Source organism: Acinetobacter thutiue (assembly GCF_030385805.1).
GTDB lineage: Bacteria > Pseudomonadota > Gammaproteobacteria > Pseudomonadales > Moraxellaceae > Acinetobacter > Acinetobacter corruptisaponis.
The window spans coordinates 53,238-67,745 of the sequence record NZ_JAUDZE010000011.1; the positions used below are offsets into that span (position 1 = coordinate 53,238).

Genomic DNA, 14,508 nt, shown 5'->3' on the forward strand with positions numbered 1-14,508 from the left:
ATTAACCCATACTTGAAAATAAGAATCAAAATCAATATTATCTACAAAATCCATATTCTATTCTTATTGTTGGGTTATATTTACAGAAATTCCATTATCTTTCCATTTTTGCCCATGTTTAAGAAAACTCTTTTCCAGATTCATTGGTTTCTCGGAATCAGCGCTGGCTTGATCCTCTCCATCATGGGAGTGACAGGAGCCATTTACTCCTACGATCAACAAATCTTAAAAATGATCAATCAGCAAAGTTATGTGGTACAAGCCGCAGCGACTCCCAAGCTAACACCAGCGCAACTTTATCAGCATTTCAACCAGCAACAACCTGGAATTGAGATCAACAGCATTACCCTCTCTTCCGATCCAACCGCCTCCTCTACAGTCAATATCAGGAAAGAAGGTGAACGGCGTGGCTATAACATGATGGTCAATCCCTATACTGCCGAGGTTCTGCCTGAGATCAAGGGGCGGGAATTTTTTCAGTTTATTCAGCGTTTGCACCGTTATCTGACGATGGGTGATTTTGGTAAACAGTTGACAGGTGCTTCTGCGCTGATGCTGATTTTCTTTGTATTGAGTGGACTTTATCTACGTTTTCCGAAGAAACATTCATTTAAACAATGGTTCTTTATCAAGCCCAAGCTAAAAGGTCGCAACTTGATCTGGGATTTACATGCGGTGGTTGGAACCTGGATGGTTGTATTCTACCTGTTGTTTGCATGTACAGGTTTATACTGGTCCTATGACTGGTGGCGTGCAGGTATGTTCAAGGTCATGGGGGTCGAACAGCCCCAACGCAATGAGCACAATAATGAGCGCGGCCAGGCCAAACAGCCTGAATTATCCCAGCAACAGGTCAGCAGCATTCTTGACCAGACATGGACAAACGTCAATGCACAGATTGGCGGAAAATACTCTGCCCTCACCCTAAACATTCCCAAGCATGATGACGCAAAGCTAGAGCTATCATTCGTTGACAATATTCCACAGCATGAACGCGCACGCAATCAGGCTGTCTATAACTATCAGCAGCAAAAAATTGAAAAACTAGAATTATATGAAGATAAAAAGCTCAATGAGAAAATCATGAGCAGCATGCTGCCTGTGCATCGTGGCAGTTTCTTTGGTTCAACCTACCAGTTCATTGCCTTGCTTGCCTCACTAGCAATGCCTCTGTTCTTTGTGACAGGCTGGATGCTGTACCTCAAACGCCGTAAACAGAAGAAAATGACGCTGGCAGCACGCCAATCGCTTAACTCACAACAGATTGATCCAAATGCAGTTCCTTGGTTGATTACTTATGCGTCTCAAACAGGTGTAGCTGAGCAACTGGCCTGGCGCACGGCCACCAGCCTACAGGAGGCACAGCAACCGACTGTGGTAAAACCCATTCAGCAACTCACTGAACAGGATTTACAGCAGGCACAGCAGGTTCTATTCGTGGTCAGCACCTATGGCACAGGTGAAGCGCCCGACCTGGCAGCAGGATTCTGTAAAAAGCTCATGCAACAGACGCCTGACCTCAGTCACATGCAATATGCGGTATTGGCGCTCGGTTCCAGAGAATATCCAGACAGTTACTGTAGTTTTGGTTATGCGGTTGATAAGTGGTTAAAAAAATGTCATGCACAGGCACTTTTCGAGTTAATCGAAGTGGACAATGCAAATGCCAATGACATTCAACGCTGGAATCAGGCCTTGTCTGTGGTAACTCAACATGAACTGCATGCCATGAATATTGAAAAGGTCTTCGATCAATGGACACTCAGTGAACGCCATGTACTTAATCCAAATAGTTTGGGACAGGCAGCCTATAATATTGAACTGACAGCACCTTATGACATTAGCTGGCATGCGGGAGATATTGCCGAGATTCAACCAGCCAATAGTATGGCTGAGATTGAAGCCTTTCTGATCAAGCATCAAATTCCTGCCAACAGTCAGGTCGCCTCACTCAAACAACCTATTGAACAATTGCTGTGGGATAAAAACCTACGCACTGAGATTCAACCATTTACCAAGCTTGAGGAACTGCTGCAACAACTTTCTACCCTGCCTACACGGGAATACTCGATTGCCAGCATCCCGTCACAGCAAGTTCTACGACTGGTGGTGCGTCAACAATGTGATGAAAATGGCCAATTAGGACTGGGTTCAGGTTGGCTTACCGAGTTTGCATCCTTAAAACAAACGATTGCCTTACGCATTCGTAGCAATCAATCTTTCCATTTGATTGATGACAACCGCCCTATTATCTGTATCGGCAACGGTACAGGCATTGCGGGATTAATGAGCCTGTTACAGCAGCGTAACCGTCAGGATTACACCGCCAACTGGCTGATCTTTGGTGAACGCCAACGCGAACATGATTTCTTCTATCAGGAAACGATTGAAGCATGGAAAAATATGGGCACGCTCAAACGTCTTGATCTGGCCTTTTCCAGAGATCAGGCGCAGCGCATCTATGTGCAGGATGTCTTACGTGAACAGGCTGGTGAGTTAATTAGCTGGATAGACCAAGGGGCGGTCATTTATGTCTGTGGCAGTATTGATGGCATGGCTTCAGGTGTAGATCAGGCACTTATTGATATCCTAGGTGAAGAAAAAGTGGATGCACTTCGTCAGGCAGGACGTTATCGTCGGGATGTCTATTAACTCGTAGTTCACTTTCCTCCAATAACAACGGGTGTGAAAACACCCGTTTTTTTATACAACAGCATCAAAATTTGCCTTTCGCCTAAATTTGCATACACTTAGCACGATTCAAATCGACTACTATTCAAATTATGCAACTCAGTTCATGGCTTCGTCTCTTATTCGCCCTTGTCGGTTCAGTCCTGTTCATTGATGGTGCGGTGCTGATCGCATTTAAAAAGATTCATATTGGGACAGTGCTTCCACTGCTGCTTGGCCTTTTTTTCTGTCTATATGCATTCTTTTATTATCATATTGAACGTTTCTTTTTCTATCATTTCCGCCTACATTCCATTTGGCGCTTTGGCTGGTTATGCTTCTGGATTTGGTTGATTAGCTTAGGCTATTTTTTTAATTATCTGGCAGAGAACAATTCAAAAACCCAGACCATACCACCAGTACGGGCAATTATTGTGTTGGGTAGTGGCGTAGAAAATGGACAGCCATCCGCCACCCTTGCCAAGCGACTGGACCGAGCTGCTCCAGTGGCCCTGGCCCAACCTGATGCCAAACTGGTTTTGACAGGAGGTATTGATTTTGGTGAAACCCAAAGTGAGGCTGAGGTGATGTCCAGCTATCTACAGCAGAAGCACCATATTCCCGCTTCGCAAATACTTTTGGAGGATAAAAGCACCAGCACTGAGCTGAATCTTAAAAATAGTCAGCCTTTGTTGCAGGCACAACACATTAATATCCAGCAACCAATTGCAATCGTGACCAGTGATTTCCATACACTGCGGGCGGCTGCAATTGCGCGAAAACAGGGATATAATCATATCAGCATGCTGGGTGCAACCACACCTTTAGCCACACGTTATAATGCATGGCTAAGAGAGTATTTTGCCTACGCAAGTGGCTGGTTACTGGATGAGTATTGACAGGGTGATCCCTATCAATATCTTAATGCTTATTGATGCAGACGAATGTCCCGAGGTAACGGCAGCTTCAACTCAGCAAAAACTTCTGGGCGCTGCAAATAGATCTGATACAGAAAATTCTTAATATCCAATAATAATGAATCAGGGCTAACCAGTAGGTTATTTCCTTCAGGCGTTAGATCCAGAGAAAGTATGGTGTTATTTTCCTTTAAAAAAGGAATCATCTTTTCAATGAATGTCATCAAGGGCAATTCCTGAACCTCGTAATTGGCCCAATTATCCTTGATCAGTAACTTTGCCATTCCCTTGTTCTGCCAAATGGACATCGCATGCTGCCCTGTTGGCGTTGCACATAGTGCCCAACCCTCATGATACAGGGCAACCACATGACGCTGGACAATAATATTCTCAATGAACTGGCGATAAAGTTGTTTAGGCGGTGAATTGGATATTGTGGTTTGAGATTTCGACGCAGCCTTGCGTTGATATGGATTTTTCATAATAAATGACTTCAATATTAGAATGATTATCGTGGCACATAATAAATCAAGCTTGAAGTGATTACAATCAATTGATTTTTAAGATGATGGGATATGGTGGGCGCTGACGGGATCGAACCGCCGACATTCTGCTTGTAAGGCAGACGCTCTACCAACTGAGCTAAGCGCCCTGAACGAGGATAAACAAAGCGAAGCTTTGTCCGAGTGCAAGAGAAAAATCTTTGATTTTTCTAATTAACTCTCGTTTCAGAGAAGCAAGTATAAACATACTTGTTAAAATAAACATTTTCTTAAACAGGGAATCAAGAAAATGGCGCAGCGGACGGGGCTCGAACCCGCGACCCTCGGCGTGACAGGCCGATATTCTAACCAACTGAACTACCGCTGCACTGCTGTACTTCTTTTCAGAAGTCAATATCACAAATTATGGTGGGCGCTGACGGGATCGAACCGCCGACATTCTGCTTGTAAGGCAGACGCTCTACCAACTGAGCTAAGCGCCCTGAGTGAGGGTAAGCAAAACACGGTTTTGCCCGAACGCAAGAAAAAATCTATGATTTTTTTACTAGGTTCGACTCATTATCCCAACAAGACAAAAAAGCACGTAGTCTTGTATCCTAGGATATTCTCAATCCTGCAAATTTAAAGTGGCGCAGCGGACGGGGCTCGAACCCGCGACCCTCGGCGTGACAGGCCGATATTCTAACCAACTGAACTACCGCTGCACTATAATAATTTTGCAATTATGAGCTAAACGATATTAAAACTTAAGTGGCGCAGCGGACGGGGCTCGAACCCGCGACCCTCGGCGTGACAGGCCGATATTCTAACCAACTGAACTACCGCTGCACTTGAGTTTTAACGTAAAGGCTTGGTGGGCGCTGACGGGATCGAACCGCCGACATTCTGCTTGTAAGGCAGACGCTCTACCAACTGAGCTAAGCGCCCTTAACGTCTTCATCGTTTGTGAGGTGCATTATAGAGAATCTTCACAGCCTGTCAAACGCTTTTCATGCTCTTTTCGGAAAAAACCGTGTGAATGATTAAAAAATAGGTCATTCTTGATAAAACACAGGATTTTCGTATTTTATTTAGGCACTTATTTACAATCTGGCTGCTTATTTTCCAGTGTCTGTTCTGAAATATAAACCAGTGCATGTTCAGGAACAAGCCCGAAAAGCTCGATAATTTCATCATTCTTCATTCGGATACAGCCATGAGACATCGGAATGCCCATCGGTTCCGTATCAGGTGTTCCATGAATGTAAATATATCGTTTAAAGGTGTCACAGCCCTCCCCCTGGTTAAAACCAGCCTCCAAACCCTCCAGCCATAAAATTCGCGATAAAATCCAGTCCCTTTGCGGAAACTGTTGTGCAAGCTGTTGATTGTAAATTTCACCTGTGGGCTGGCGTGCAATAAAAACTGAATATTTTACAGCGTTATGACCGATCTTTTGGGCAACACGATGCCAGCCTCGTGGGGTTTTACCACTGTTTTCCTGTTCACCAATCCCATTCTTGCCAGAGGAAATCAGATAAAACTTGTTATATTTCGGCAACAGTAATGTTTGTTGTGCCAAGTCAATCAATATGTCTGCCTGTTCCAGTGTATAGGCCATGTTTCATCTCTAGATATTTAATCGTACTGATTTATTTGAACATAAAAAGGCTGTGCTTTCTGTAGTTTTGATTTTTAGAATTTATAGGAGGTTGACCCAATGATTTAGGAAAATGGTGTTTTTTTTGAATCTGCCTTATGTATGGAAGATATATTCTCAAGAGCTTCGATTTTTTAACTTGCCACTCGCAGCATAGCTGCTCGCCTTCTTGCGGAGCTTTAATCGCTCCTCAGGGCAAAGCGCTGCTTTGCTTACCCCGCCACTCAAGCGTAGCTCTCGTCTTGCGCCGCTAAAAAAGCTTTGCTTTTTTTAACGCGGCTCAGGCTCAGGGCGTAGCCATAACCAGATCGCCACAATCAACATGGTGACATCAGTAAACACCTTGACCCAGAACGGCGCATTGGTAAACAACATTAAAATCCCACTGACCAGCATCATGATACTGGCAATCCACTTGGCCTTGCGTGGCACGGTTCCATTCTCACGCCAGTTACGCAGTGTAGGGCCATATTTGGGATGGTTCAGTAACCATGCATCCATTTGCGGCCAGCCTTTTGATGCCGCCCATGCCGCCAGAATCAGGAAAACTGTTGTTGGCATACCTGGTAGAATTGCTCCAATAATTCCCAATGTGATAAAAATCACCACCAAGCTACGCCAGAACAATGTTTTCATTTAGCAATTAACCGACACGTCAATACAACCGTGCTAGTATAAAGTGTTTTTATTGTTGTTTATCAAACTGAGCTTATTATTTCTCGATGATGGGTGACTATGCCTGAGAAGATTGATTCACCCAGCTTTTTTGAACCTTGGTTACAGTTTAAGCACCCTATTGTTCGGCAGCTGGCCTTTTGCATTGCCAGCCCCAATATCCTGACCCAAATACCCGATGATTTAAAAATTGAAGATTATTTTGAACTTCATCCCAATACGGTTTGGCAAGAACACTATCAAGCTTATGAGGCGCGGTTGCAACAGTTGGATCAGCACCCCCAACCCTTAATTGACTTTATGGCACGCCTGAAAAGTACCCGTTTAGGTTTGCGTTTTGAACACCTGCTCTGGTTCTGGCTACAGGATGATGATTATCACCCCTACCAGTTATTAGGCCACAGCATCCAGAAAATTGCGGGGGCAATCACCCTGGGTGAGCTTGATTTCCTGTTACTCAACAAACAGACCCAGGAAATTGAGCATTGGGAAGTCGCCTTGAAATATTATTTGGGAGAGAATGAACTCAATTTATCTGAATGGTTTGGCTTAAATCGGCAAGATACCCTACAGCGAAAACTACGGCACTTTACCCAACGCCAGTTTCAGTTTTCCGAGGCCAACCAGTACCAGATTCAGCGTAAATTTGCAGTCATGAAAGGACAACTGTATTTACCAGAACATCATTACGCATCACCTATTCCAGCATGGATCAACACATCCAGACGTTTAGGTCAATGGGGAACCGCTATCCCTAGACTACCCTACTATCGCCTACAACGGCATGAATGGCTTTGCCCTGATCAGCATCCATCTTCGCAAACTGCCGAATGGTGGACCAATGGACTTTATCACAATGCAGACACTGACCCCATGTATTACATGTTCCGTCAACCTGCATTGTTGTTTAACCCAGCCTAACCTAATCAGGTAACATTTTATAACACATCTACAATCAAACCATCATGTTCATTTTCCAGTTATTTTTTTAGCCTCTAATGACATCATAATTAAATTCAGACGGAGAAGATGATGAAAAAAATTTTAGTTGCTTCTATCATGACCGCTTTTGTATTAACTGGTTGTAATACCTTTAAGGGCTTTGGGAAAGATGTTTCCAAAGCAGGTGACAAAGTAACTCAAACTGCTGAAAGAACACAGGATAAAATGTAGCCCCATAGAACAACGTTCACAAAACCTTATCTACAACCTAGATAAGGTTTATTTTTAAATACCTTTCTCAACAATATTCCCCTATTATATTGGTTCAGATTTCACCAGATTTAGCACCATCTCGCATGAACCATTCCGATACGCTTGAACTCAGTTTACAACTCCTACGCCAACCCTCAGTAACACCTGTTGATCATGACTGCCAGAACATCATGGCTGAACGATTGACCAAAGTGGGTTTTAATATCGAAAACATGCGTTTTGAAGATGTTGATAATTTATGGGCCCGTCGTGGTACAGAAAGCCCTGTGTTCTGTTTTGCGGGGCATACTGATGTTGTTCCGACTGGACAATTGGATGCATGGAATTCAGACCCGTTTTTGCCTAGCATCCGTGATGGTAAATTATATGGCCGTGGTTCTGCCGACATGAAGACAGCCTTGGCCGCAATGGTGGTCGCTTCGGAGCGTTTTGTCACCAAGCATCCTAATCATAAGGGTTCGATTGCCTTTTTAATCACTTCCGATGAGGAAGGTCCATCCATCAATGGCACGGTTAAAGTTGTTGAAACTCTGGAAGCACGTAATGAGAAAATGACATGGTGTCTGGTTGGCGAGCCTTCAAGTACCCATCAACTTGGTGATATTGTCAAGAATGGCCGTCGTGGTTCACTTAATGGGGTGTTAACAGTACAGGGCAAGCAAGGTCATGTTGCCTACCCTCATCTTGCACAGAATCCAATTCATTTGGCAACCAAAGCATTGGATGAACTGTGTGCAACTACATGGGACAATGGTAACGAATATTTCCCTGCAACCTCATTCCAGATTTCAAATATCCATGCGGGAACAGGTGCAACCAATGTCATTCCAGGCACACTGGAGGTGACCTTTAATTTCCGTTACTCCACTGAAGTAACAGCCGAAATTCTCAAGCAACGCGTCATTGAAACACTGGATAAACATCAACTGAATTACAGCATTGACTGGACATTGTCAGGTTTGCCATTCCTCACCCCAGTGGGCGAATTGGTGAATGCGGCAAGAACAGCGATTAAAAATGTGGCAGGCGTTGAAACTGAACTTTCAACCAGTGGTGGTACCTCTGATGGACGCTTCATTGCACCTACAGGCGCCCAGGTTCTGGAACTTGGGGTGTTAAATGCCACCATCCACCAAATCAATGAGCATGTCAATGTTGATGATCTGGAGCCTCTGGCTGAAATTTATGAACAAATTCTGGAACAGCTTTTAACTTAATAGATTTTATGGTCATAAAAAAAGGAACTCTGATGAGTTCCTTTTTTATTAGAGACCGAGGTGGGTCTGGATATTTTGCAAATGGGGAACAAAAAATTGCTTTTCGCCCATCTTCACATACTTAAAGACCTTATTGTCATCCACGTCCCGCTCTTCATCTACAATTTCCGAAATACGTACACGGATGGATTCAGGCATTTCATTACAGACCAAGGCAAACCGCTCGGAGACATCATCGCCCTCAATAACCAAGGCCACGCCCTGCTTCTCGTTCGGGTCATTCACCGCATAAACGGGAAGCTTTAGGTCATGCCATTCAATGTGGTCAACATTGGTTTGGGTATCCATTGCCGACAACACGATATTTTGTGGTAACAGCATGGGAACCTTTTGATGGCACTGAATAATATAGGCATCAATGAACCCTGTTGATACCGTAATTAAGTGTTGTAACTCTTGCTGGTCAATTTGTCCCAATGCCGAGTTTGCGCCTTTTTTAACCATTATTCATTACCCCTTAGCGCACTGTAAGTAAACTTTCAATATTTTCCAGAAGCGTTTCTTCCTGGAATGGTTTACCCATATATTGATTTACCCCCAGTGACAATGCACGTTCACGGTGCTTCTCGCCTGTACGTGATGTAATCATGATGATTGGCAAGTCCCGATGTATTTCATGGTGTCGAACAAGGTTGGTCACTTCGAATCCATCCATTCGTGGCATCTCAATATCAAGCAGCATCAAGTCTGGCTTGACTGTCTCAAGCTGCTCAATTGCATCGACACCATCTTTGGCTGTCACCACATCATAGCCTTGACGTTCCAACAGACGCGACGTCACCTTACGTACAGTCACCGAGTCGTCCACAATCATGATCAGGCGGCGCTCATCATAACGCTGTTTGGTATAAGTCTCATCTGCCTGCTTGCTACGCGCTGTTGACTGTGCCTGACGGGCAATATTCTGACCATCCAGAATCAGGCAGACCTGACCATCACCAAGGATGGTGGCGCCCGCGATCACACCAATACTTGAGAATTGCTGACCAATCGGTTTTACCACGATCTGGCCACGAGAGCCAATTAGCTGGTCTACCAGTAATGCGGTAGTCTGTCCTTGTGCGCCCTTAATCAGGAGTACAGGTAAAGAGTGAACCACACCATTCAAACGCGGGATTGGCTGTCCCGCAACAAATTCGGACAGATAGCGCAGGCGATAACGTTCCTGGTCAATCTTGAAGTAATCTTCCTGGCTATCAAAGTATTGTTCCAACGCCATTGGCGAGATACGCACAATACGGTCAATTTGTGCAAGTGGGAATGCGAATTGCTGGTCGCCCGCTTTCACCATTAAGGCATCACTTACCGCCACGGTTGTCGGTACGCGGATGGTAAAGGTGGTTCCCTTGCCCAGAACAGAGCTGACACTCACATGACCACCCAAGGCCTTGATATCGCTCTGTACAACGTCCAGACCCACACCACGGCCAGAAATCTGGGTCACCTGTGCAGCAGTACTGAAACCTGGATGGAAGATAAACTGTAAAACTTCTTCCTGATCAAGTTTTTGATCCGTGGTCATCAAACCTGTCTGGATTGCCTTGTCCTTGATGCGGTTGACATCAATCCCTTTACCATCATCACTGAATGTGACCACGATATCCGTACCCTGACGGCCAATGTCCAGAACAATATGCCCTGTTTCTGGTTTTTTAGCCTGTAAACGCTGCTCACGGTCTTCAATACCGTGGTCAATCGCGTTACGCAGCATGTGTTCAAATGGTGCAACCAGCCTTTCAAGAATACTACGGTCCAATTCACCTTCGGTATTGTTGACCACCAATTCAGTTGGACGGTTCAGGGTGGAAGCTGTTTGGCGAACAATACGTTGTAGACGTGGTAACAAGCGTGAGAATGGTACCAGACGGGTACGCATCAGGCTTTCCTGAATTTCTGCCTGAATACGCGACTGCTGCAACAGCAAACCTTCAGTGTCACGAATCTTCTCAGAAAGTGTGGTTTTAAAGTCAACCAAGTCCGAAGCGGATTCCGCAAGCGATTTTGACAACTGGTTCAACGATGAGTACTGGTCCATCTCCAACGGGTCAAAATCGGCATAACGGGAATTTTCTCCACCATGTCGGGCAATGATCTGACTTTCCAGCTCGCCTTCCATTCGGCGTAGCTGATCAGCCAGACGCTTGATTGCAAGTTCCATTTCCGTCAACGTACCACCCAGTTGCCCCAGGTCCATTTCAATACGTGAACGGTTGATCGCATTTTCCCCTGACAAGTCAATCATCTTCTCGATGACATCAGCAGAAACACGAATCATTTCATTGTTCTGTTCAATACGTTCTGTGGTTTCCCACTCACCCAACATGGATGGTGGTTCAGTACCATCACCCTGAATAAACTCCATCGTATATTCAGGCGTGAAGATGTCTGTTGCAGAGAGTTTTTGAGGAAGCTGCGCCGCAACATCCACGAACTCCATCTTCTCCAGACTTTGTTTTAAACCATCAAAGTTGGCATATTGACGCTTAAAGATCGCATCATTGAGCCATGCCAGCGCAGTATTAAGCAGATTGTCATAAACGTTTGAGCTGAAATGATGCACACCAAACTGTTCAAAGGCGTTTTCCAGATGGTAGGCAATGATTGCAATCGCATCCATTTCCGCCATGCGTGCGCCACCTTTCAGGCTGTGAGCATTACGCTGGAGCTGTAACAGCAAACTACGGTTACCGCGCTGGTCAAACCACTGTTTCAACAAGCTCTGAGCCTGTTCAAGCAGCTCTTCAGCTTCCTCAAGGAATGTCTGCTCCACCAGTGAACGAACATCATCTTCGAGAGACTGTTCAACATTTTCCACAGTTTGAAGAGAGGAGGTATCTTCAACTTGTTCCTCTATATCATTGCCACTCAGCTCATCTGCCGCAAGACTTGGTTGCTCAGAGACTTCTGCTTCTTCAACAAGTTGCAATACCTCTAGTTCACTACTCTCATCCTGTTCAGAAAGTGCGGTGATTTCAGTTGCAGGCTCGCTTACAACCAGATCAGCCGAGTGATCCGCTTGCTGAAGTAGCTGTACTACATGCGTTGATGGATAATCGATTTGCTGGTCGCGAATGGTTTGAATACGATCCGCAATATCATCCTGTACCAGACGAATCAAGGCAATCAGCTGTGGTGTTGCCTGAATCTGCTGGTTAATCAGCTTCTCGTAAATTGTTTCCAGCTCATGCGCAATCAGGCCGATATGACGCGCCTGAATCATATTTGAACCACCTTTTAAGGTGTGCAAATAACGCATCAGGTTTTTCAGCGCCCCCACATCCTGATGGTCTGCTGCCCATGTACTGAGGTCAACATCAATTCCCACCAGCAACTCATCCGCCTCTTCAAGGAAGATGTCCAACAGGTCAGGATCAAAGTCACTGTTTGATTCGGCTGACTGCAATTGTTGCTTATCTAGTCCAAGCTGGGCTGCCAATGCCGTAACATCAACTGCGGTATGTGGAGATTCTGTCTGAACAGGAAGTTTAGAAACAGCTATCTTTTCTTCCACACCAACTGAATCAACCTTTTCATCTGTCTCTTCAAGCTGTTCAACCGACACAGGTTTGGCTTCGAATGTACCCGCCATCTGACCAAGGTTTGCCAGAACCTGCAAGACATGAGCCGATGGGTAGTCAACCTGCTGGTCGCGAATGGTTTGAATACGATCTGCAATATCATCCTGAACTGAGCGAATCACGGTGATAAGCTGTGGTGTTGCCTGTACCTGCTGGTTAATCAGCTTCTCGTAAATTGTTTCCAGCTCATGCGCAATCAGGCCGATATGACGTGCCTGAATCATATTTGAACCACCTTTTAGGGTGTGCAAATAACGCATCAGGTTTTTCAGCGCAGCTACATTTTTATGGTCAGCAGTCCATGTATTGAGATCCGTATCAATCCCCACCAGCAATTCATCTGCCTCTTCAAGGAAGATGTCCAACAGGTCTGGATCAAAGTCACAGTTTGCCTCATCCGAATGTAACTGTTGCTTGTCCAGCGCAAACTGTGCCGACAGGTCTGTAATATCAAGAACAGACGCAGAATCCTGGGCTTGTTCAGGTGCAACTGTTTCAGGCACAGCATCCACAACATCTGTGGAAGCCTGTTCCAGAAACTCAATATTCTGCTGGGTAAATGAACTTAATTCATTCAGGACACGTTCATGTGCCTTGGTTAAAGTGACACGCTGTCCAGCAGCCAAGGTATCAAACAACTGAATAAACTGTTGGTGCACCTGATGATACAACTCAAACGCATAATCAAGATTCAACAGACTCGGTTTAAAAATCAGGTCCTGATAGCTTGAACGCAATAGGCTGGTATATTGATACATCCCAATCGTGGCATGATGATGCGTATGCTGTAACAGAATTTCCGCCTGATGACTTAATAGCTGGATATATTGAGGGAATTCATTTCGGGCACGTTTTTCAAAATCAAATTCCACATCCAGTAAATCATTAATATTTAATTCTAGTAATTCAGAAACCAGACCCTGTGGTCGTATTGCCTCACCATGTTTTTCTTCTAGCTGGAAGTCATAGCTATCCCATGCCACATTGAATGTGTCATAAATCTCATCCAGTTTCTGTTTCGCACCCTGCTGCCTTAAGGTATGTAGGTAATCACGAACAAACTGGGCGTAATGGGTGAGCAATGCGGTTTCATCAGAACTGGAATCCAGTTCATCCTGCAACAAGGTCTTAAACAGGTTTTCAACTTTAGAACTTGCTTCAAATACCTGATCCACATGCGCCATTGAGGAACTACCACGAAGGGTATGTAAAGCCCTGATCAAGGTATTGTAGTGGTCATTATTTGGACGCTCATTCAACAGGAACTGATCAATGGCCGTAAGATGATCTTCTGACTCTTCTAGGAAGATGGCCAAGGTTTCCTTGGCAAGCACTTCATCCTGCTCAGTTTCAATATCCTGTTGCAACTGATCAGCCGCATTCTCAACACCATCAATCAGTTCAAGACCCGTCTGAACATCATCATGTGTTAAAGTATTTGCAAGGTTTAATAGCTCATAAAGTGCAGGCTCTGGGCTTTGCTGTTGTTGTAATTGCTGCCCCAATAAAACCAGTGGTTTTAAATCAATCAAATGTTTTTGAACCGCTTTAAAATCATGTGAAAGCTTAAAACGGTAAATATTGAAAACTGCCTGAACATAGCGTTGAATTTCCGTGTTCAGGGAAACAGTTCCCGAAATAACTCGGTTTAAAGTGTCTTCAACCGTCCAAGCCAACTCACCAGAGGATTTCGCACCCACCATTCTTCCAGAACCCTTGAGGGTATGGAAATGGCGACGCACATCTGTAAGTACATCCTGTTGATGAGGTTGTTCCGTCCATTGAACCAACAAAGGTTCTAATTCAACAAAGATTTCATCCAATTCTTCAATAAAAATCTCAAGAATCTCGGCATCTTGTTCAAGATAGCTATCTTCAGGAAGCGTCATCGTTTCAACTAACGTTTTTAATATTTGTTTCATAGCTGCTTCTTTCGTTTTTATCCACCAGTTGTGGGTAAAAATTACGTGTATCTATCACACAAGATGTCGTTGCATTCCACCACCACCTTGTTGAGATATTCTACATCTCTAA

The 14,508-nt window shown here is 44.6% G+C and carries 10 protein-coding genes, 6 tRNA genes and 1 pseudogene; 5 read left to right on the top strand and 12 right to left on the bottom strand.

Annotation, left to right across the window (positions count from 1 at the left end; genetic code table 11):
- Nucleotides 1–114 precede the first annotated feature (114 nt).
- Nucleotides 115–2,652, top strand: a complete 2,538-nt coding sequence (locus QTA56_RS16440; RefSeq protein ID WP_267982068.1) for a sulfite reductase flavoprotein subunit alpha — start codon at nt 115–117, stop codon at nt 2,650–2,652.
- A gap of 131 nt (nt 2,653–2,783) precedes the next feature.
- A complete protein-coding gene (locus QTA56_RS16445) occupies nt 2,784–3,569 on the top strand; it encodes a YdcF family protein (RefSeq protein WP_267982069.1) in 786 nt (261 codons plus the stop codon).
- Nucleotides 3,570–3,598: 29 nt separating this feature from the next.
- On the opposite strand, the gene QTA56_RS16450 is transcribed toward QTA56_RS16445, so the two are convergent.
- The 9 genes from QTA56_RS16450 to QTA56_RS16490 all read right to left on the bottom strand — a co-directional run bounded on the left by QTA56_RS16450 (nt 3,599) and on the right by QTA56_RS16490 (nt 6,365).
- A complete protein-coding gene (locus QTA56_RS16450; RefSeq protein ID WP_267982070.1) occupies nt 3,599–4,069 on the bottom strand; it encodes a DUF2750 domain-containing protein in 471 nt (156 codons plus the stop codon).
- Between the two features lie 94 nt (nt 4,070–4,163).
- Nucleotides 4,164–4,239: transfer RNA gene (locus tag QTA56_RS16455), tRNA-Val, on the bottom strand.
- Nucleotides 4,240–4,380: 141 nt separating this feature from the next.
- A tRNA-Asp gene (locus tag QTA56_RS16460) sits at nt 4,381–4,457 on the bottom strand.
- 39 nt (nt 4,458–4,496) lie between these two features.
- Nucleotides 4,497–4,572: transfer RNA gene (locus QTA56_RS16465), tRNA-Val, on the bottom strand.
- A gap of 145 nt (nt 4,573–4,717) precedes the next feature.
- Nucleotides 4,718–4,794, bottom strand: a tRNA-Asp gene (locus QTA56_RS16470).
- Nucleotides 4,795–4,841: 47 nt separating this feature from the next.
- Nucleotides 4,842–4,918, bottom strand: a tRNA-Asp gene (locus QTA56_RS16475).
- A 23-nt stretch (nt 4,919–4,941) separates the two neighbouring features.
- Nucleotides 4,942–5,017, bottom strand: a tRNA-Val gene (locus QTA56_RS16480).
- Nucleotides 5,018–5,168: 151 nt separating this feature from the next.
- Nucleotides 5,169–5,690 (bottom strand): cell wall-recycling L,D-carboxypeptidase ElsL, encoded by a 522-nt coding sequence (elsL, locus tag QTA56_RS16485; protein WP_267982071.1) that lies wholly within the window; start codon nt 5,688–5,690, stop codon nt 5,169–5,171.
- A 309-nt stretch (nt 5,691–5,999) separates the two neighbouring features.
- Entirely contained in the window at nt 6,000–6,365 is a 366-nt protein-coding gene (locus QTA56_RS16490) for a YbaN family protein (RefSeq protein ID WP_267982072.1), read from the bottom strand.
- Between the two features lie 99 nt (nt 6,366–6,464).
- Between QTA56_RS16490 and QTA56_RS16495 the strand changes: the two genes are divergently transcribed.
- The 3 genes from QTA56_RS16495 (at nt 6,465) to dapE (ending at nt 8,836) form a co-directional block, all read left to right on the top strand.
- Nucleotides 6,465–7,325: a DUF1853 family protein gene (locus QTA56_RS16495; protein WP_267982073.1), complete on the top strand. Its 861-nt coding sequence runs from the start codon at nt 6,465–6,467 to the stop codon at nt 7,323–7,325.
- A gap of 108 nt (nt 7,326–7,433) precedes the next feature.
- Nucleotides 7,434–7,577, top strand: a complete 144-nt coding sequence (locus tag QTA56_RS16500) for an entericidin A/B family lipoprotein (RefSeq protein ID WP_171194741.1) — start codon at nt 7,434–7,436, stop codon at nt 7,575–7,577.
- Between the two features lie 125 nt (nt 7,578–7,702).
- Nucleotides 7,703–8,836 (top strand): succinyl-diaminopimelate desuccinylase, encoded by a 1,134-nt coding sequence (gene dapE, locus QTA56_RS16505; RefSeq protein WP_267982074.1) that lies wholly within the window; start codon nt 7,703–7,705, stop codon nt 8,834–8,836.
- A gap of 48 nt (nt 8,837–8,884) precedes the next feature.
- Here the strand turns inward: dapE and QTA56_RS16510 are convergent, their stop codons facing one another.
- The 3 genes and pseudogenes from QTA56_RS16510 to QTA56_RS18350 form a co-directional block, all read right to left on the bottom strand.
- The gene (locus QTA56_RS16510; RefSeq protein WP_267982075.1) at nt 8,885–9,340 is read right to left on the bottom strand and encodes a hypothetical protein; all 456 of its coding nucleotides are present in this window, start codon (nt 9,338–9,340) and stop codon (nt 8,885–8,887) included.
- A gap of 13 nt (nt 9,341–9,353) precedes the next feature.
- Nucleotides 9,354–13,874 carry an Hpt domain-containing protein gene (locus tag QTA56_RS16515; protein ID WP_411956114.1) on the bottom strand — a complete coding sequence of 1,507 codons (4,521 nt, stop codon included), beginning with the start codon at nt 13,872–13,874 and terminating at the stop codon, nt 9,354–9,356.
- Between the two features lie 303 nt (nt 13,875–14,177).
- Nucleotides 14,178–14,396, bottom strand: a pseudogene (locus tag QTA56_RS18350) (Hpt domain-containing protein); the annotation flags it as partial.
- Nucleotides 14,397–14,508 lie beyond the last annotated feature (112 nt).